Source organism: Rhodanobacter sp. B2A1Ga4 (genome assembly GCF_018101315.1).
In the GTDB taxonomy this organism is placed as follows: domain Bacteria; phylum Pseudomonadota; class Gammaproteobacteria; order Xanthomonadales; family Rhodanobacteraceae; genus Rhodanobacter; species Rhodanobacter thiooxydans_A.
In genome coordinates this window covers 1337962-1356575 of record NZ_JADBJR010000001.1, presented here as the reverse complement: position 1 = coordinate 1356575, position 18614 = coordinate 1337962, and the positions used below count along the sequence as shown (strand labels likewise).

At 67.7% G+C, this 18614-nt stretch carries 16 protein-coding genes; 13 read left to right on the top strand and 3 right to left on the bottom strand.

The features are described 5' to 3' along the window. Position 1: 1 nt before the first annotated feature. From rplO to IMW82_RS06310, 9 genes are all read left to right on the top strand, one after another. A complete protein-coding gene (gene rplO / locus IMW82_RS06350; RefSeq protein WP_108473266.1) occupies positions 2-433 on the top strand; it encodes a 50S ribosomal protein L15 in 432 nt (143 codons plus the stop codon). A gap of 4 nt (positions 434-437) precedes the next feature. Continuing rightward, entirely contained in the window at positions 438-1760 is a 1323-nt protein-coding gene (secY, locus tag IMW82_RS06345) for a preprotein translocase subunit SecY (protein WP_108473267.1), read from the top strand. A 135-nt stretch (positions 1761-1895) separates the two neighbouring features. Next, the gene (rpsM, locus tag IMW82_RS06340) at positions 1896-2252 is read left to right on the top strand and encodes a 30S ribosomal protein S13 (RefSeq protein ID WP_007513382.1); all 357 of its coding nucleotides are present in this window, start codon (positions 1896-1898) and stop codon (positions 2250-2252) included. Between the two features lie 84 nt (positions 2253-2336). Then, on the top strand, positions 2337-2723 hold the full coding sequence (gene rpsK / locus IMW82_RS06335) for a 30S ribosomal protein S11 (RefSeq protein WP_007513384.1): 387 nt from the start codon (positions 2337-2339) through the stop codon (positions 2721-2723). An 11-nt stretch (positions 2724-2734) separates the two neighbouring features. Then, on the top strand, positions 2735-3361 hold the full coding sequence (gene rpsD / locus IMW82_RS06330; protein ID WP_108473268.1) for a 30S ribosomal protein S4: 627 nt from the start codon (positions 2735-2737) through the stop codon (positions 3359-3361). 17 nt (positions 3362-3378) lie between these two features. Then, positions 3379-4377, top strand: a complete 999-nt coding sequence (rpoA, locus tag IMW82_RS06325; protein WP_007513388.1) for a DNA-directed RNA polymerase subunit alpha — start codon at positions 3379-3381, stop codon at positions 4375-4377. Between the two features lie 299 nt (positions 4378-4676). Continuing rightward, on the top strand, positions 4677-5060 hold the full coding sequence (gene rplQ / locus IMW82_RS06320) for a 50S ribosomal protein L17 (protein WP_108473269.1): 384 nt from the start codon (positions 4677-4679) through the stop codon (positions 5058-5060). 188 nt (positions 5061-5248) lie between these two features. Beyond that, positions 5249-5752 (top strand): disulfide bond formation protein B, encoded by a 504-nt coding sequence (locus IMW82_RS06315; RefSeq protein ID WP_108473270.1) that lies wholly within the window; start codon positions 5249-5251, stop codon positions 5750-5752. Positions 5753-5781: 29 nt separating this feature from the next. Then, positions 5782-7152: a 3-deoxy-7-phosphoheptulonate synthase class II gene (locus IMW82_RS06310; protein WP_108473271.1), complete on the top strand. Its 1371-nt coding sequence runs from the start codon at positions 5782-5784 to the stop codon at positions 7150-7152. 63 nt (positions 7153-7215) lie between these two features. Here the strand turns inward: IMW82_RS06310 and IMW82_RS06305 are convergent, their stop codons facing one another. Then, complete coding sequence (locus IMW82_RS06305; protein WP_108473274.1) at positions 7216-8823, bottom strand: amidase; 1608 nt, start codon at positions 8821-8823, stop codon at positions 7216-7218. Positions 8824-8922: 99 nt separating this feature from the next. Between IMW82_RS06305 and IMW82_RS06300 the strand changes: the two genes are divergently transcribed. Together IMW82_RS06300 and IMW82_RS06295 are read left to right on the top strand one after the other, a co-directional pair. Beyond that, positions 8923-9681 carry a c-type cytochrome gene (locus tag IMW82_RS06300; RefSeq protein ID WP_108473272.1) on the top strand — a complete coding sequence of 253 codons (759 nt, stop codon included), beginning with the start codon at positions 8923-8925 and terminating at the stop codon, positions 9679-9681. Continuing rightward, the gene (locus IMW82_RS06295) at positions 9678-10967 is read left to right on the top strand and encodes a cytochrome c (protein WP_108473273.1); all 1290 of its coding nucleotides are present in this window, start codon (positions 9678-9680) and stop codon (positions 10965-10967) included. Before IMW82_RS06300 ends, IMW82_RS06295 begins: the two co-directional genes overlap by 4 nt. A gap of 757 nt (positions 10968-11724) precedes the next feature. Here IMW82_RS06295 and IMW82_RS06290 read toward each other — a convergent pair. Together IMW82_RS06290 and IMW82_RS06285 are read right to left on the bottom strand one after the other, a co-directional pair. Continuing rightward, positions 11725-12246 (bottom strand): mismatch-specific DNA-glycosylase, encoded by a 522-nt coding sequence (locus IMW82_RS06290; RefSeq protein WP_108472362.1) that lies wholly within the window; start codon positions 12244-12246, stop codon positions 11725-11727. Then, entirely contained in the window at positions 12230-12922 is a 693-nt protein-coding gene (locus tag IMW82_RS06285; protein ID WP_108472363.1) for an ATP-binding protein, read from the bottom strand. The genes IMW82_RS06290 and IMW82_RS06285 overlap by 17 nt, the downstream gene beginning before the upstream one ends. Positions 12923-13079: 157 nt before the next feature. Between IMW82_RS06285 and rng the strand changes: the two genes are divergently transcribed. After that, entirely contained in the window at positions 13080-14558 is a 1479-nt protein-coding gene (gene rng, locus IMW82_RS06280) for a ribonuclease G (RefSeq protein WP_108472364.1), read from the top strand. A 36-nt stretch (positions 14559-14594) separates the two neighbouring features. Further along, complete coding sequence (locus IMW82_RS06275) at positions 14595-18587, top strand: YhdP family protein (RefSeq protein ID WP_108472365.1); 3993 nt, start codon at positions 14595-14597, stop codon at positions 18585-18587. Positions 18588-18614: the final 27 nt, after the last annotated feature.

Here is an 18614-nt window from a genome sequence, read left to right as displayed (position 1 = left end):
CATGCGTCTGAATGACATCAAGCCGGCCGCCGGTTCGCACAAGACGCGTCTACGCGTCGGTCGCGGTATCGGTTCGGGCATGGGCAAGACTGCCGGTCGCGGCCACAAAGGTCAGCATGCCCGCGCGGGTGGTACCCACAAGTACGGCTTCGAGGGCGGCCAGATGCCGCTGAATCGCCGGATGCCGAAGATCGGTTTCCGCTCGAAGAAGCAGGCCGAGAGCCAGGAAGTGTTCCTGTATCAGCTGGCCCAGCTCAAGGGTGACGTGATCGACGTCGTGGCGCTGCATCAGGCTGGCCTGATCAACAGCCGCGCGAAGAAGGTCAAGGTTGTCCTCAAGGGTGAAATCGGTCGCGCGGTGAAGTTGTCCGGTCTGCTGGCTACCGCCGGCGCCAAGGCAGCCATCGAGGCTGCCGGCGGCAGCGTGGAGTAATCAGGTGGCAGCAGCCAAGGGCAATGCACTCGGCAAGCTCGGCAAGCTGACGGAGCTTCGCCAACGCATCTTCTTCGTGATCGGTGCGCTGGTGGTGTTCCGGCTCGGTTCGTTCATTCCGGTTCCGGGCGTCAATCCGGAGGCGATGACCAACCTGGTCAACGGCAACGGCCTGATGGACATGTTCAACATGTTCTCGGGTGGTGCGCTGGCGCGCTTCTCGGTATTCGCGCTGGGCGTGATCCCGTACATCTCGGCATCGATCGTGTTCCAGATGATGGGCGCGGTGGTGCCGAGTCTGCAGAGCCTGCGCAAGGAAGGCGAGGCCGGCAAGCGCAAGATGACGATGTATACGCGCTATGCCACGGTGGCTTTGGCGGCGTTCCAGTCGTTCGGCATTGCGGTGGCGTTGCAGGGGCAGGTGGCTGCCGGTGGTGCACCGGTGGTCTATACGCCGGGCTTCGGCTTCGTCTTCTCCTCCGTGGTCGGGCTTACCGCCGGCACCATGTTCCTGATGTGGCTGGGCGAGCAGATGACCGAGCGCGGCATCGGCAACGGCATCTCGCTGCTGATCTTCGCCGGTATCGTCGCCGGTCTGCCGGGGGCGGTGGTGCACACTCTGGGCATGGCCAGCAACGGTGAATTGTCGCTGATCAAGTTGCTGATGGTGTTTGGCCTGGCGCTGCTGGTGACTGCCTTCGTGGTGTTCATGGAGCGCGCCCAGCGGCGCATCACGGTGAACTACGCGCGGCGTTCTGGTGGGCAGAAGGCCTACATGAACCAGAGTTCCAACCTGCCGCTGAAGATCAACATGTCGGGCGTGATTCCGCCGATCTTCGCTTCCAGTCTGCTGATGTTCCCGGCGACCGCGGTGAGCTGGTTCAGCACTGGCCAGCAGTCGCGCTGGCTGCAGGATCTGACCCAGGCGCTGAGCCCGGGCAATCCGTTGTATGAAACCGTGTTTTCGGTATTGGTGATCGGTTTCGCGTTCTTCTACACGGCGATCGTGTTCAACGCCGACGAGACCGCGGACAACCTCAAGCGGTCGGGTGCGCTGATTCCAGGCATTCGCCCGGGCAAGGCCACGGCCAGCTACATCGATGCGGTAATGACGCGTCTGACCGGTGTCGGTGCGCTGTACCTGGTGCTGGTCTGTCTGGTGCCGTCGTTCATGCAGAGCGCCTGGCACGTACCGTTCTATTTCGGTGGCACGTCGCTGCTGATCGTGGTGGTGGTGGTGATGGACTTCACGGCGCAGGTACAGGCGCACCTGGTCAGTCACCAGTACGAAAGTCTGCTCAAGAAGGCCAATCTCCGTCGCAACTAGTGGCTGCTGGGGCGAGAGTAGTTGGTCGAAGTCGGAAGCTGGCGACACCTTGGTGTCGCAGGGCTTTCCAGTCAGGGTAATTCAGGTTAGAATTGCGCGTTTACCGCGCAAGAAACGCATCGGAGAAAGTACATCATGGCGCGCATCGCGGGTGTCAATTTGCCGGTCCAGAAGCATGTCTGGGTCGGTCTGCAGAGCATTTACGGTATCGGCCGCAGCCGGGCCAGGAAGGTCTGCGTGGATGCTGGCGTGGTTCCCACCACCCAGATCAAGTCCCTCAGTGAAGGCGAGGTGGAGAAGATCCGCCACGAAATCGCCAAGTATACCGTCGAAGGCGATCTTCGCCGCGAGGTGGGCATGGCCATCAAGCGCCTGATGGATCTGGGTTGCTACCGTGGCCTGCGCCATCGTCGTGGCCTGCCGGTGCGCGGTCAGCGCACGCGCACCAACGCACGTACCCGCAAGGGTCCCCGTCGCGCGATCAAGAAGTAATTGAACCAGTGCGATCATCCCTGATCGCGAAGATCAAAAAGCGACCATCCATGGTTGCACTGATTACCAAGAGCCTCAAAAATTATGGCTAAGCCGGTTAAAACCAAGAAGAAGATCAAGCGCGTTGTCACGGATGCCGTGGCCCACGTGCAGGCCTCCTTCAACAACACCATCGTCACCATCACCGATCGCCAGGGCAATGCCCTGTCGTGGGCGACCGCCGGCGGCGCGGGTTTCCGCGGTTCGCGCAAGTCGACCCCGTTCGCTGCCCAGGTAGCCGCCGAGAAAGCCGGCCGCGCTGCAGGTGACTACGGCGTAAAGACGGTCGAAGTGCGCATCAAGGGCCCGGGCCCGGGTCGCGAGTCGGCCGTGCGTTCACTGAACGCGTTGGGCTACAAGGTGCTCAACATCATCGATGTCACGCCGATTCCGCACAACGGCTGCCGTCCCCCCAAGAAGCGTCGAGTCTAAGGAGCATACCCATGGCCCGTTATCGTGGAGCTACCTGCAAGCTCGCCCGTCGTGAGGGTGCAGATCTCAGCCTGAAGAGCCCGGCGCGTGCGCTGGATTCCAAGTGCAAGCTGGAAAACAAGCCCGGCCAGCATGGCGCGAACAAGCGCATGCGCATGTCCGACTACGCCGTGCAGCTGCGTGAGAAGCAGAAGGTCAAGCGTATCTATGGTGTGCTCGAGCGCCAGTTCAGCAACTACTACGCCAAGGCGTCGACCCTCAAGGGCAACACCGGCGAGAACCTGCTGCGCCTGCTTGAAAGCCGCCTGGACAACGTCGTCTATCGCATGGGCTTTGCGGTCACCCGCGCCCAGGCCCGCCAGCTGGTCGCCCACAAGGCGATCCTGGTGAACGGCAAGAAGGTGAACATTCCTTCGTACCAGGTTCGCCCGGGCGACGCTATCGCGCTGACCGAGCGCGCACGCACCCAGTTGCGCGTGCAGGAAGCGGCGACCGTGTTCGACACCATGGATCTGCGCCCGATCTGGGTCGAAGTCGACGCCAAGAAGTTTGAAGGCACGTTCAAGTCGGTGCCGGATCGCGGTGATCTGCCGTCCGACATCAATGAAGCCCTGATCGTCGAGCTTTACTCGAAGTAATTTTACCGGAGCTCTGCATGGCAGTTTCGTCAACTAGTGTGCTGCGGCCGCGTGGCCTCAGCGTCGAACAGCTCGGGGCCAACCGCGCCAAGGTGGTGGTCGAGCCGCTCGAGCGTGGCTTTGGCCACACCCTGGGCAACGCGCTGCGTCGCGTGCTGCTCTCCTCGATCCCCGGTAGCGCCATCGTCGAGGTCGAAATCGATGGCGTGCTGCACGAGTACACCACCCTGGAAGGCCTGCAGGAGGACGTGATCGAAGTCCTGCTGAACCTCAAGGACGTGGCGATCCGTCAGCACAGTGGCGATGAGGTCACCCTGACCCTGTCCAAGAAGGGCAAGGGCGTGGTCACGGCCGGCGACATCGTCGTCGACCACTCGGTGGAGATCATCAACCCCGAGCACGTGATCTGCCACCTGACCAAGGACATCGCGCTCAACATGCGCCTGAAGGTGCGTCGCGGCGTCGGCTACCAGCCGGCCAGCGCGCGCCAGCATCCGGACGACGAAGCGCGTCCGATCGGTCGCCTGCAGCTGGACGCGTCGTTCGCGCCGGTGCTGCGCGTGGCCTACGAAGTGGACGCCGCTCGCGTCGAGCAGCGCACCAACCTCGACAAGCTGGTGCTGGACATCGAGACCAACGGCACCATCGGCGCCGAGGACGCTGTGCGCAAGGCCGCCGAGATCATCAACGACCAGCTGTCCGTGTTCGGTGACTTCTCGCGTCGCGAGAGCGCCACCGACAAGGCGGAGAAGAGCGGTTTCGATCCGCTGCTGCTGCGCCCGATCGACGATCTGGAGCTCACCGTGCGTTCGGCGAACTGCCTGAAGGCCGAGAGCATCTACTACATCGGCGACCTGGTGCAGAAGACCGAGGTCGAGCTGCTGAAGACGCCGAATCTTGGCAAGAAGTCGCTGACCGAAATCAAGGACGTGCTGGGCGGGCGTGGTCTCGCACTCGGCATGAAACTTGAGAACTGGCCGCCGCCGGGCCTGTCGCACGGCATGCAGCTGGGTTGATGTTGTTGCGGCGGCGATCTTCCGATCGCCGCCGCAGTCACGAACCGGCGGACGCCATCTGGCCGTTCCGCCGGGCTCGCCGCCCCCGGGCTGCGAATTTGGAGCAGTCGCCTTGACTGCCCGATGGAAGGCCGGTTTGGCCTTCCAAGCGACCTCTGGTCGCCAAAGCATCAGACGGCCATTCATGGCCGCACGTCTCACCAGAGCCCGTTTTGAGAGGGCCTGGAACAGCGGGCAACCGCGGGAAGCCGGACACAGGTGCCGGTTTTTCATAACAACAGACCAGAGAGAGTTTCGTCATGCGCCACATGAAATCCGGACGCAAGTTCAACCGGACCAGCAGCCACCGCGAGGCGATGTTCAAGAACATGGCTTCGTCGCTGTTCAAGCACGAGCTGATCCGCACCACCCTGCCGAAGGCGAAGGAACTTCGCCGCGTGGCCGAGCCGCTGATCACCCTGGCCAAGACCGATGGCGTGGCCAATCGCCGCCTCGCCTTCTCGCGCCTGCGCGACAAGGAAGCGGTGGGCAAGCTGTTCGTCGAGCTGGGCCCGCGCTACAAGGAACGCCCCGGCGGCTACCTGCGCATCCTGAAGTGCGGCTTCCGCGACGGCGACAACGCGCCGATGGCGTACGTCGAGCTGGTCGGTCGCCCGCAGGTCGAGGCCGTCGACGCCGAATAAGGCGGGAGCCGCGACCGGTCCGCCCGGATGTGCAGACGTCCAGACACGAAAACCCGGCCGGGTAACCTGCCGGGTTTTCGCGTCTGTGGGCCTTGTCGCCCCGCACCTTGCGGCCTGATGGCCTGTGCCTGCTGACAGCGTCCCGGCGAAGCGGTAATGTCACGGGTTCCGCAACGCAACAATCCATCATGAATCCATTCCACTGGTCGTACCGTGTCAGTTACCTCGTCGGCTTTCTGCTCTGCGCAGGCCTGCTCGGCTTTGCCTTGTACGCCGAATACGGGCTGGGCATGACACCGTGCCCGCTGTGCGTCTTCCAGCGCATCGCGTTCCTGTTCATGGCGCTGTTCTTCCTGCTGGGTGGCCTGCACGCGCCGCGCGGCAACGTTCGCTGGGCCTATGCGGGGCTGGTGCTGGTCGGCGCGGTGGGTGGCATCGTCACCGCCGGTCGCCACCTCTGGCTGCAGACCCTGCCGGCCGACCAGGTGCCTTCCTGCGGTCCCGGCCTCGGTTACATGCTGGACGCGTTCCCGTTCTCCAGGATGCTGAAGCTGGTCTTCACCGGTTCGGGCGAATGCGCCAAGGTCGAGCCGATCCTCGGCCTGCCGATGCCGGCCTGGACCCTGCTGTGGTACGTCGCGCTGGCCGTGCTGGCGATCGCGGCGGCACGGCGCCGGTCTCCGGCAAAGTGAAGCCCCGGGTTGCCATCCAGGACCGCGCGATGAATCCCGCCATGTCGAACTTCCGTGCCCCCGCCGACTGGGCCCCCGATTCGTGGCAGCGGCGCGTGGCGCTGCAGCAGCCGCATTACGATGATGCGGTCGAACTGGCCGCCGCCGGCGCCCAGCTTGCGCAGTTGCCGCCGCTGGTGACCTCGTGGGAAGTGCTGGCGCTGAAGCAGGCACTGGCCGAGGCGCAGGAGGGCAGCCGTTTCCTGCTGCAGGGCGGCGACTGCGCGGAGAGCTTCGCCGACTGCACCAGCCCGGTGATCTCGAACCGGCTGAAGGTGCTGCTGCAGATGAGCCTGGTGCTGGTGCATGGACTGAAGAAGCCGGTGCTGCGGGTGGGTCGTTTCGCCGGGCAGTACGCCAAGCCGCGTTCGGCCGACACCGAGACGCATGATGGCGTGACGCTGCCGAGCTTTCGCGGCGACGTGGTCAACAGCCCGGCATTCACCGCCGAGGCGCGTCGTCCGGATCCGCAACGGCTGATCCAGGCGCATGCGCATTCCGCGCTGACCATGAACTTCGTGCGCGCGCTGATCGACGGCGGCTTCGCCGACCTGCACCATCCGGAATACTGGGACCTGGCCTGGGTCGAGCATTCACCACTCGCTGCCGAGTACCGCCAGATGGTCGCCGCCATCGGTGACTCGCTGCGTTTCATGGAAACCCTGGCCGGCCCGATCGCCGGTTTCTCCAAGGTGGATTTCTTCACCTCGCACGAGGCACTGCTGCTGCACTACGAGCAGGCGCTGACCCGCCAGGTGCCGCGCCATCCCGGCTGGTTCAACCTGTCCACCCACTTCCCGTGGATCGGCATGCGCACGGCGGCGCTGGACGGCGCGCACGTGGAGTATTTCCGCGGCATCCGCAATCCGGTGGCGGTGAAGGTCGGCCCCTCGGTGACGCCCGGGCAGTTGCTGCCGCTGATCGATGCGCTGAATCCGGACGACGAGCCGGGCCGGCTGACCCTGATCCACCGTATGGGCAATGCGAAGGTCGCGGCCGCGTTGCCGCCGCTGCTGGACGCGGTGAAGCGTGAGGGCCGGCGCGTGCTGTGGGTGGCCGATCCGATGCATGGCAACACCGAGAGCACCTCGAACGGCCACAAGACCCGCCGCTTCGACAACATCCGCGGCGAGCTGGAGCAGGCGTTCGACATCCACGCGGCGGCCGGCACCCGGCTCGGCGGCGTGCATCTGGAACTGACCGGCGAGGACGTCACCGAATGCATGGGCGGCGCCCGCGACCTGTCCGAAAGCGACCTCGATCGTGCCTACAAGTCGATGGTCGATCCGCGCCTGAACTACGAGCAGTCGCTGGAGCTGGCGATGCTGATCGTGCGCAAGTCGGCCAGCGGCCGGGCTTGATCACGCCGGATCCGGCAGCCGCGTAACGAAAAGGCGGCCGATGGCCGCCTTTTCGTTGCGGTCTCAGCGTGTGGCCGCCACGGGTTTGCCGCCGACCGTGTCGAGAAACTGCGGCGGCTGCCATGCCTTTGCGTGTTGTTCGAAGCCATAGGCGATCGAGATCAGCGTCGGTTCGCTCCACTTCGCGCCGAACAACACGATGCCGACCGGCAGGCCGTGGGCGAAGCCGGCCGGCACGGTGATCGAGGGATAGCCGGCCACCGCTGCCGGCTGCGAGGCGCCGCCCACGGTGGGGTCGCCGCTGACGATGTGGTCGCCGAGCACCGGATCGGTCATGAAGGCCGGCCCCCACGATGGTGCCAGCAGGGCGTCCAGGTGCTGCGACTTCAGCGCCGCGTCGATGCCCTGCGGCCCTGACAGGCGCTTCGCCAGCGCCAGCGCTTCCGTATACGCCTTGTCGCTGAGCGGCCCCTTCGTCTCGGCCTGCTCGAACAGCTCCTGGCCGAACCAGTCCATCTCCCTGCCGGCATGCGCCTGGTTGAACGCGATCAGGTCGGCCAGCGTCTTCACCTTGAGGCCGCGGCGGCCGGCCAGGTAGGCGTTGATGTCGTGCTTGAAGTCGTACAGCAGCACGGTGATCTCCGGCTTGCCCAGTTCGGCCAGGTGCGGCAGCGTGACCGGGTCGACGATAATCGCGCCCTGTGCCTTCATCAGCGCGATGGATTCGTCGAGCACGCGGTCGGCGTTCGGCTCGGCGCCGGCGAGCTGGCGCACCACGCCGATGCGCTTGCCTTTCAGTCCGTTTGGATCGAGGAAGCGGGTGTAGTCGGTGGCGTGCTTGTCCGCCTCGGCGGTGGCCGGGTCGCGCGGGTCGCTGCCGGCGATCACGCTGAGCAGGGCGGCGGCGTCGGCCACGCTGCGCGCCATCGGGCCGGCGGTGTCCTGGCTGTGGCTGATCGGCACGATGCCGCTGCGGCTGACCAGGCCCAGGGTGGGCTTGATGCCGACGATGCCGTTCATCGCGGCGGGGCAGATGATCGAGCCGTCGGTCTCGCTGCCGATCGCCACGGTGACCAGTCCGGCTGCCACGGCGGCGGCCGAGCCGGCGCTGGAGCCGCAGGGGTTGCGGTCGAGCACGTAGGGGTTCTTGGTCTGCCCGCCGCGTCCGCTCCAGCCGCTGCTGGCGTGGTTGGAGCGGAAGTTGGCCCATTCGCTCAGGTTGGTCTTGCCCAGTACCAGCACGCCGCCCTTGCGCAGCCGCTCGACCAGGCCGGCGTCGCGCGGCGCCGGCGCGTCGGCCAGCGCCAGCGAGCCGGCGGTAGTGAGCATGCGGTCGCCGGTATCGATGTTGTCCTTCAGCAGCACCGGGATGCTGTACAGCGGGCCGTGGCTCTTTGTGCGTTTCGCGTCGAGCGCGCCAGCCAGTTGGAGCGCATCGGGGTTGGTCTCGATCACCGCGCGCAGGGTCGGGCCGGACTGGTCGATCCGCCGAATGCGATCGAGCAACTGCCCGGCCAATCGGTGGCTGTCCAGCGTGCCGGCATCCATGCGCTGCTGCAGCTGCGTGATCGAGGCGTAGGCGACATCCGGCGCGGTGGCCTGGGCGGCCCATGCCGGGCTGGCAAGCAAGGTGGCGATGAAGGCGGCGAGCTGGACGGCTGATTGATTCACGATGATCCCCCGGTATGGCGAGCGCGGCACGCGGTCGTGCCGGCCAAGCTTAGCGCCAGCGTGGCCGGCGTGCGGTGGTTGCCAGAGTACAATCCCCGGATGATGACGAACGCCCGCTCCTGTCCCGTCCGCTCCTTCGGTGTCGCGATCCTGCTGGTGACCACGCTGTTGTTCGGCACTCCCACCCGTGCCGCCGATACGGCCGACACGCCGCCGATTCCCGATACCCTGCAGCAACGCATCGCCGCCTGTACCACCTGCCACGGTGTGCATGGCGAAGGCACCCCCGGCAGCGGTTATTTCCCGCGCCTGGCCGGCAAGCCGGCAGCCTACCTCGCGCGCCAGCTGCAGGATTTCCAGAACGGCCTGCGCAAGTACGCACCGATGGAATACACCGTGCGCCAGCTGCCGCCTGCGTACATGCGCGAGATTGCCGACTACTTCGCGGCGCAGCAGGTGCCGTACGCCCGCTCGCCGCTGCCGCCGGTGTCCGCCGCCACGCTTGCGCGCGGCGAGGAGCTGATCGGCAAGGGCGATCCGGCACGCAAGATTCCCGCCTGCAGCAGCTGCCACGGCAGCCAGCTCACCGGGGTGGAGCCGTCCACGCCGGGGCTGGTCGGCCTGCCGTACGACTACATCAGCGCGCAGCTGGGCTCGTGGCGCACGCATACCCGCGCCACGGTAGCGCCGGACTGCATGGCCGAGGTGGCGAGCCGGCTGGCCGAGTCGGACATCACCGCGGTGGCCGCTGCGCTGGCCAGTCGCCAGTTGCCGGCCGACACGCACGCGCAGTCGGCCGGTTCGGTGAAACCGCCGCTGGCCTGCGGCGTGCTGGGTGCGACGGGAGACCCGTCATGAAATGGTTGCGCTGGCTGCTGCCGTCGGTGGCACTGCTGGTGGTGCTGGCGCTGGGCTGGTTGCTGTTCGGCGGCCGCAGCCAGCCGACGCCGCCGGCCGCGAGCAAGGTCGCGGCGGCCAGCCTGCGCGATCCGGCGCTGATCGCGAAGGGCGAGTACCTGGCCACGGTCGGCGACTGCGCCGGCTGCCATACCGCCCAGGGCGGCGCGCGCTACGCCGGCGGGAGGGCGCTCGCCACGCCGTTCGGCAACATCCCGGTGCCGAACATCACGCCCGATCGCGCGACCGGCCTGGGCGACTGGAGCTTCGAGGATTTCTGGCAGGCGCTGCACAGCGGCAAGGGCCGTCATGGCGAACTGCTGTATCCGGCGTTCTCGTACACCTCGTATACCAAGGTGAGCCACGACGATGCGCTGGCGATCTTCGCCTGGCTGCAGTCGCTGGCGCCGGTGCACCAGCCGGCGGTGGCGCCCGCGCTGGCGTTCCCGTACAGCGTGCGCAACAGCCTGAAGGCCTGGCGCGCGCTGTACTTCCGCGAAGGCGAGTTCAAGCCCGACCCGGCGCAGTCGGCCGAGTGGAACCGCGGCGCCTACCTGGTGCAGGGACTGGGCCATTGCAACGAATGCCACGCCGCGCGCGACACGCTCGGCGGCACGCCGCAGGACGTGCATCTCAGCGGCGGCCAGATCCCGATGCAGAACTGGTACGCGCCCGACCTCAGCACCGGCAGGAACGGCGGCCTGGAAGGCTGGAGCACGCAGGACATCGTCGACCTGCTGAAGACCGGCCAGTCGGCGAAGGGCGCCGCGTTCGGCCCGATGGCGGCGGTGGTGTCCGGCAGCACCCAGCACATGACCGACGCCGACCTGCACGCGGTCGCCAGCTACCTGCAGTCGCTGCCGCCGCGGGCGCCCGTGGCGGAGCCATCCTCACCGTTCGACACCAGGGCACTGACCACACAGGGCGAGAAGGTTTACGCGAAGCATTGCGCCGCATGCCATGGCAAGCGTGGCGAGGGCGTCGCCGGGATCTATCCGCCGCTGGACGGCAACTCCTCGGTGACCGAGCCGACCGGCATCAACGCAACCCGCATGGTGTTGCTTGGCGGCTTCACGCCGGTCACCGCGGCCAACCAGCGACCGTACTCGATGCCGCCGTTCGCGCAGCAGCTGAGCGATGGCGAGGTGGCGGCGGTGGTCACCTACATCCGTCGCGCGTGGTCGAACAAGGCCTCGATCGTGCGCGCAGAAGCGGTCAGCACGTACCGGCATACGCCGATCGACTGACTCTGGCTTCGCGTGTGGAGCGCACGCTGTGCGCGATGCTTTTGCTTTGTTTGGGGCGAGCGTTTTCGGAGCCAAGAGCTTTCGTCTGCCTTTGGCAGCCGAGTTACTTTCTCTTTGCTTGCTCAAAGAGAAAGTAACCAAAGAGAAAGAGCACCCCGCTTGGCGCTTGCCGGGCTCCTGCCCGGCAAGTCCGTGAGTCGGGGCCGGGCTTTTCGAGCGGGCATCGTGCCCGCGCGAAAAGGCGTTGCCATCCCTGGCAACGCCCGCTGCGCGGCCTGTCGGCCCCGACTCACCGCCGCACAAGGGACCCCGGGTAGAGCAGCGGGCCATCCTGGCCCGCACTCGGTGATGAAGCTGAAGAGCGAAGCCACAACAAAGCGGCGCTTTGCTGTGGCTTCGCTCTTGCTCTTGCTCTTCTGAAGAGTGCGCGCTGGGAGCGCGCTGCTCTACCCGGGGCCCCTATGGCGCGGCGGGTGGGCGAAGGAAAGGCCCCGCAGGGGTGGCTCGCAGGGATGCGAGCCAGTTCGACGTCAGGGCAGGAGCCCTGTCGGCGAACCCCCGTAGCCTACCCGCGCACCCGGAGGGCAGGATGCCCGCAGGGCGCGCCATCGGGGTGGCCTCTCTTTTGGTTACTTTTCTCTGGCCACCCAGAGAAAAGTGACTCGCTCTCCGAAGGAGGGTGAAAGCTCTTCGCTTTGAAGGCGGCAAGAGCATTGCGCACGACCGAGGAAAGTCCCTTGCGGACAAGGTGCGACTCCTACACGCTCGCTCGGGCGGTGTGGTACAGCTCGCCCAGTGCCTGCCATGGCGCCAGGTCCCAATGCCCGCGCGCTTGCCCGGAGGGCGAGGGCAGCACGAACAGCCGCGTGCTGCCGAGGGTTTCTTCTTGCAGGCCATAGCCGACCGCATGGCCGAGTGCGCTGCGTGCCGCGTTCTTGCTGGTGAAGGCGAGCAGGCGTGGAGCGTGGCGTTCGATCCGGGCGAACAGGGCGGGCGCATCGAACGCCTCGGGCGGCAGCTCGTTGTCGTTGCCGCTGTGGCGCTTGGCCAGGTCGGTGAGGCCGATGCCGAACTGCGGCAACAGCGGAAACTCCGCCGGTGCGAGCAGGCGCGGCGTAAGGCCGGACGCATGCAGCGCGCGCCAGAACAGGTTGCCGGGGTGGGCGTAGTAGGCGCGCTCGGCGGCCGAGCGCCTGCCTGCGGCGGTGCCGCAGAACACCACGGCCAGCCCGGGCTGCAGCAGGTCGGGCAGGATCGGGCGATCAGCTCGCCGCGGCATGTGCGTCCAGCAGGAAATCGGTGAACTGGAAGCGACCGTCGCGCAGCACCGATTCGCCGCGGCGCAGTTTCAGCGGCTGGCGGAACAGCGGCCCGGCGTAGCTCAGCGTGTGGAATTCGCCGCGTTCGCCGCAGGGGTCGACGCCGGCCGGCAGCGTGTCGAGCAGGGCGGCATCGTAGTCGCGGCCGCAAAAGTCCGCGTCGAGCTGCTGGGTATCCACGCAGCACAGCACTGCACGGTGACCTTCGCCGACAAAGCGGCGCGACAGCGCGGCGGTGTCCTCGCCCCACAGCGGGAACACCGCGCGCCAGTTCTCGCGGCCGAGCTGACGCACCCGGTAGTCGCGCACGTCCTCCAGAAACAGGTCGCCGAACGCACAGTGGCGGATGCCCGGCCAGCGCATGCGCGCCTCGACCAGGGCCTGCGCGTGGGCCGCCTCGTAGGCTTCGTTGCTGCCGGGCCAGTCCAGCATCACCTCCAGCAGCGGCAGGCCCAGCGCAGCGGCCTGTGCCTGCAGCACCTCGCGTGGGGTGCCATGCATGGCCACGCGCTGGTAGTTGCGGTTGACCGTGGTGAGCAGGCCGGCCACCTGCCACTGCGGGTCGGCCTGCAGCCGCTGCAGGGCCAGCAGGCAGTCCTTGCCGCCGCTCCAGGCCAGCAGGGTGGGCGTCGTCATGCGTTCGGCTCCAGGGTGGTTCGTCGGGCGGCGACCCGTGTCGCGCCCCGGTGCCCATTTTGCGTCATCCGGCGCCGGAGTGAGGATTCCATGCCATGGTTCATCGACAGTCCGTGGCCGCACCGCTATAAAGATCATCTGTCCGGGGGAGTATGCGGTGAGCGAAGAGATCCTGATCAACGTGACCCCGCGCGAGACGCGGGTCGGGGTGGTCGAGAACGGCATGTTGCAGGAGGTGCACGTCGAGCGGGCGTCCCGGCGTGGCTATGTCGGCAATATCTACAAGGGCCGCGTGCAACGGGTGATGCCGGGCATGCAGGCGGTGTTCGTGGAGATCGGGCTGGAGCGTGCGGCGTTCCTGCATGCTTCGGACATCGTGCGACCGCTGCCGCCCGAAGGCGCCGAATCGAACGGCAACGGCAATGGCCACATCCCTTCGATCAGCGAGCTGGTGCACGAAGGCCAGGAGATCGTGGTGCAGGTGGTGAAGGACCCGATCAGCACCAAGGGCGCGCGGCTGTCGGCGCACCTGTCGATTCCCTCGCGCTACCTGGTGCTGCTGCCGTATGCGCGCACGCTGGGCATCTCCGCGCGCATCGAGGACGAGGCCGAACGCCAGCGCTTGCGCGACGTGCTGACCCCGCTGGTCGGCGACACTTCGCTGGGCTACATCGTGCGCACCAATGCCGAGGGCCAGAGCGCCGAGTCGCTGGCGTTCGACGTGACCTACCTGGGCAAGGTGTGGCGGGTGGTGCAGGAGAACATCGCCAGGGCGAAAATTGGCGAGCGCGTGTACGAGGAATTGTCGCTGCCGCTGCGCAGCCTGCGCGACATGCTCAACGAGGACATCGAGAAGGTGCGGGTGGATTCGCGCGACACCTTCGAGAAGGTGGTCAAGTTCGTGCACAAGTTCATGCCGAACCTGGACGACCGCATCGAGCACTACGACGGCGAGCGGCCGATCTTCGACCTGTACGGCGTCGAGGACGAGATGCAGCGCGCGCTGAAGAAGGAGGTGCCGCTGAAGTCGGGTGGTTACCTGATCGTCGACCAGACCGAGGCGATGACCACCATCGACGTCAACACCGGCGCCTACCTCGGCACGCGCAACCTGGAGGAAACCGTCTACCGCACCAACCTGGAGGCGGCGCAGGCGGCGGCGCGCCAGCTGCGCCTGCGCAACCTGGGCGGCATCATCATCATCGACTTCATCGACATGAGCGACGAGGAGCACAAGCGGCAGGTGTTGCGCATGCTCGGCAAGGGGCTGGCGCGCGACCACGCCAAGACCACGGTGTACCCGATGTCGGCGCTCGGCCTGGTCGAGATGACCCGCAAGCGCACCACCGAAAGCCTGGCCCGACAGTTGTGCGAGCCGTGCGCCACCTGCAATGGCCGCGGCGTGCTGAAGACCGCCGAGACGGTGACCTACGAGATCTTCCGCGAGATCACCCGCGCGGTGCGCCAGTTCAACGCGCAGAAGCTGCTGGTGATGGCCAGCCCGGCGGTGGTCAACCGGATCCTGGAGGAGGAATCCAGCGCGGTCGCGGAACTGGAAGAGTTCATCTCCAAGAGCATACGCTTCCAGGCCGAAGAGCATTATTCGCAGGAACAGTTTGATGTCGTCTTGCTGTAAATCCGGCGGCCGCAGATCCGAGTGGGGGCGTCGCGCGTGAACGCGTCGTGGCAGCGACGGCTGCATCGTTGCGCCCGCGCATCGGGCTGGGTTGCCGGGGTCGCGCTGATCCTGCTTGCCGTCGTCGCGGCGCTGGCCCAGCTGCTGCTGCCACTGCTGGCGCGGCATCCGGACTGGGTGGCCGCGCAGCTCAGCACGCGGCTGCAGCGGCCGGTCAGCTTCGCCTCGATGGAGGGGCACTGGACCGGCTCCGGTCCGGTGTTCGTGATGCACGGGGTGACCATCGGCGCAGCGGCTGGCGAGAGTGGCGCCGTACTGCAGCTGCCCGAGTCGGAACTGAAACTCGACTTCGGCGGCTGGCTGCTGCCGTCGCGGCACCTGCTCAACCTGCACGTGCGCGGCCTGCAACTGGACCTGCTGCGCGACGCCGCCGGCTGGCACGTCAATGGCATCGGCGTGGCCGGCGGCAGCGCTCGCCAGCCGCTGTCGCCGGGCCGGCTGTCGGCCGACCTGTGGCTGGAGGACCTGCGCGTGGTGGTCACCGACGCCACCCTGGGCAAGCGCTACACGCTGCTGTCGAAACAGCTGCGGCTGAGCCACCAGGGCAGCCAGATCCGCTTCGGCGGCGTGCTGCGGCGCGACGGGGTGAGCGCCGCGGTGCGCACCGCCGGCCGTTTCCGCGATGACGGCAGCGCGGGCCAGGTGTGGGTCAGCGTGGGTGGCGCCGAGCTGAAGCCGCTGCTGGATGGCGTCGACATGGGCGGCTATACGGTCGACCATGGCAGCGGCCAGCTGAGCGCGTGGCTCGACTGGCGCAAGGGCCAGCTGAGTCGCAGCCTGATCCGTTTCGACCTGGACACGCTGACGGTGACCGCGCCTGCCGGCGGCAAGGCCAGCGTGGCGTCGCTGCATGGGCTGGCCGGCGTGCGCCATGTCGATGACGGTTACGACCTGCGCTGGGCCGGCGACGACGGCAGCGCGCTGGCGCTGAACCTGCATCAGCCGGGCACGGACAACGTCAGCGCGGACGTGGCCGCGAGCAAGCTGCAACTGGCGCCGCTGCTGCCGTGGCTGGCGCTGAAGCCGTCACTGGCGCCGACCCTGGCGCAGTGGCTGGGCAGTGGCCATCCACGCGGTGAGCTGGACCGGCTCGCACTGCACTGGAATCGTGCCGAGGGCCTGCACTCGGTCGAGCTGGCGTTCAGCGGCCTGGGCATCGACCCGGTCGGCAAGCTGCCAGGCGTAAGCAGCCTGCACGGCGAGTTGCGTGGCGACGCCGAGGCGCTGTCGCTGGAACTGCCCGCCCAGGCCACCACGCTGGCCTTCCCGCACACCTTCCGCCAGCCGTTCGTGATGTCGTCGCTGGCCGGCACGCTGGCGTTCTGGCCGCAGGACGGCGACTGGCACATCGGCGTCGACGCGCTGGATTTCGCCGGCGCCGGCTATGCCGGCCAGGCCCGCGGCGAACTGGTGCTGCCGTCGCAGGGCGGCGCCCCGTTCATGGACATATACGCCAGGCTGGAACATGCCGACGTGGCTGCCGCCAAGCTGTTCTGGCCGGTGGATGCGATGTCGCCCGGCACCATCGCCTGGCTCGACCGCGCCCTGGTGGCCGGCCGTCTCGACCAGGCTGACGTGCTGCTGCGCGGCGACCTGCGCGACTGGCCGTTCCGGCACAACGAAGGGCGCTTCGAGGCGCGCGCGGTGATCAGCGATCTCACCCTCGACTACGGCACGGATTGGCCGCGCGCCGAAGGCGTCAGCGCGGTGGCCAGCTTCGTCGGCAACGGCATGCTGGTCGAGGCCAGCGGCGGGCACTCGCTCGGGGTGGCGGCGGACAAGGCGGTCGCCCTGATCCCGGATTTCCACGATGCGCTGCTCGACCTCAACGTGCAGGGCAACGGCAGCGGCGCCAGCCTGATGGAATTTGCGCGCAAGAGCCCGATCGCCAGCCACCAGGCCGACACTCTGGCCAAGCTGAAGCTGGGCGGCAGCGGCAGCTTCGGCTTCCATCTGACGCTGCCCTTGAGGGAGGGTGCCGGCGCGCCGCGGCTGGATGGCGTGGCCCGGCTGAAGGACGCCGACCTCAGCGCGCCGGCGTGGAAACTCCAGCTGGACAAGCTCAACGGCCCGCTGACGTTCGACCTGCACGGCATGCAGGCCGGCCCGCTGGACGCCGGTTTCCGCGGCCAGCCGTCGACCCTGCGACTGGCGATCGCCGGGGCCAACAGCGACCCGGCCACCGTGCTGTCGGCGCAGTTGCACGGCAACTACCGCCTGGCCGAGCTGGTGCAGGATTACCCGACGCTGGACTGGGTCGGCAAGCTGGGCGACGGGCGCAGCGCGTTCGACATCGGCTTCACCATCGCGCACGTACCGGGCCGCGACGCGCTGGCGCAGACCCTCAGCGTCGACTCGCCACTGAACGGCATCACGCTGGAGCTGCCCGAGCCACTGCACAAGCCGGCCGCCGCCAGCCTGCCGCTGCACCTGACCATGAGCCTGCCGATCGAAGGCAGCGAGCTGCGGCTCGGCCTGGGCGACGCGATGCGCGGCTACCTGCGCCTGGCCAATGGCGAACAGCAGCCGCTGGCCGGCACCCTCGCCTTCGGCAACCAGATGCCCGAGGAGTTGCCGGCGCGCAACCTGCGTATCCGCGGCCATGCCAGCCGGCTCGACGTCACCGGCTGGGTGCAGCACGTGGCGGCCGGCAGCGGCAGCGGCGGGCCAGGGCTGGAAAGCCTCGACGTCAGCACCGACCAGGCCGAATGGTTCGGCCGCGAGCTGGGCGCGCTGAAGCTGCACGCCATGCCGCAGCCGGGCCTGCTGAGCGTGGACGTGGACGGCCCGGCGATGCTCGGCAACTACGGCATCCCGACGCAGGAGCTGGACAAGCGCGGCATCACCGCACGGCTGCAGCGGCTGTACTGGCCGAAGGATCCTGCCGCCGATGCCGCCAGCCATCCGAAAAAGGCCGCCGGTGCCGCGGTGCCGGCGGTCGCGACGCCGGCCCTGCCGGCGCCCGACCCGGCCAACACCGGGATCAACCCGGCGGCGCTGCCGCCGTTCCACGTGTGGGTGGGCGACCTGCGCATGGGCGACGCCAAGCTTGGCGAAGCGCGCCTGGAAACCTGGCCGACCGCGGAAGGTCTGCACATCGAACAACTGCGCGCGCTGTCCAGCCGCGTACAGATCACCGGCAGCGGCGACTGGAACGGCAACGCCAGCAACAGCCGCACGCACATGAAGATCAGCTTCGCCGCCGAGGATCTCGGCGCGATGCTGGGCGCACTCGGTTTCGACGGGCTGGTCAACGGCGGCAAGACGCGCGACCAGCTCGACGCCAGCTGGCCCGGCGCACCCAGCGGGCTGGCGCTGGCCACCATGGACGGCACCCTCAGCATCCAGGTCAACGACGGCCGCATCCCCGAGGCGACCTCGCCCGGCGTGGGGCGGCTGCTCGGTCTGGTCTCGCTGGCCGAACTGCCGCGCCGGCTCACCCTGGACTTCGGCGACGTGTTCGGCAAGGGGCTGGCGTTCGACTCGATCAGCGGCGACTTCACGCTGGCCAACGGCAACGCCATCACCGACAACCTGTCGATCATCGGCCCGGCTGCCAACATCCGCGTCAACGGTCGCACCGGCCTGCGCGCGCGTGACTACGACCAGCAGATGGTGGTGGTGCCGCACGTCGGCAACAGCCTGCCGCTGGTCGGTGCGGTGGTCGGCGGCCCGGTCGGTGCGGCGGCCGGCTTCGCCGTGCAGGGCATCCTCGGCCGCGGCCTCAACCAGGCCGCCAGCGCGCGCTACCGCATCACCGGCAGCTGGGACGACCCGGTGATCACCCTGGTCGAGAAGCGCGGCAGCACGCCCGCGCCGGCAGCACCCTTGCTCAACCCCGCCGGCAGCCGGCCCGCCGCCACTGGTAGCGCGACGCCTGCGCCGGTGCTCGGCCTGCCGGCAGCCGCCGGCAGCGCCGCGTTGCCGGCCGCGTCAAGCTCGGTTCCGCCGCCTGCCGCCAAGCTTTAAAGCCGCCGGTGCCAGCCCCATGTGGGA

Coding starts and splice junctions, on each gene's coding strand:
- IMW82_RS06290 (WP_108472362.1), bottom strand. CDS start 12,246: ATGCCGCGGCGAGCTGATCGCCCGATCCTGCCCGACCTGCTGCAGCCC.
- rpsM (WP_007513382.1), top strand. CDS start 1,896: ATGGCGCGCATCGCGGGTGTCAATTTGCCGGTCCAGAAGCATGTCTGG.
- rplO (WP_108473266.1), top strand. CDS start 2: ATGCGTCTGAATGACATCAAGCCGGCCGCCGGTTCGCACAAGACGCGT.
- rpsD (WP_108473268.1), top strand. CDS start 2,735: ATGGCCCGTTATCGTGGAGCTACCTGCAAGCTCGCCCGTCGTGAGGGT.
- rpoA (WP_007513388.1), top strand. CDS start 3,379: ATGGCAGTTTCGTCAACTAGTGTGCTGCGGCCGCGTGGCCTCAGCGTC.
- rplQ (WP_108473269.1), top strand. CDS start 4,677: ATGCGCCACATGAAATCCGGACGCAAGTTCAACCGGACCAGCAGCCAC.
- IMW82_RS06300 (WP_108473272.1), top strand. CDS start 8,923: ATGATGACGAACGCCCGCTCCTGTCCCGTCCGCTCCTTCGGTGTCGCG.
- IMW82_RS06310 (WP_108473271.1), top strand. CDS start 5,782: ATGAATCCCGCCATGTCGAACTTCCGTGCCCCCGCCGACTGGGCCCCC.
- IMW82_RS06285 (WP_108472363.1), bottom strand. CDS start 12,922: ATGACGACGCCCACCCTGCTGGCCTGGAGCGGCGGCAAGGACTGCCTG.
- rpsK (WP_007513384.1), top strand. CDS start 2,337: ATGGCTAAGCCGGTTAAAACCAAGAAGAAGATCAAGCGCGTTGTCACG.
- IMW82_RS06295 (WP_108473273.1), top strand. CDS start 9,678: ATGAAATGGTTGCGCTGGCTGCTGCCGTCGGTGGCACTGCTGGTGGTG.
- IMW82_RS06315 (WP_108473270.1), top strand. CDS start 5,249: ATGAATCCATTCCACTGGTCGTACCGTGTCAGTTACCTCGTCGGCTTT.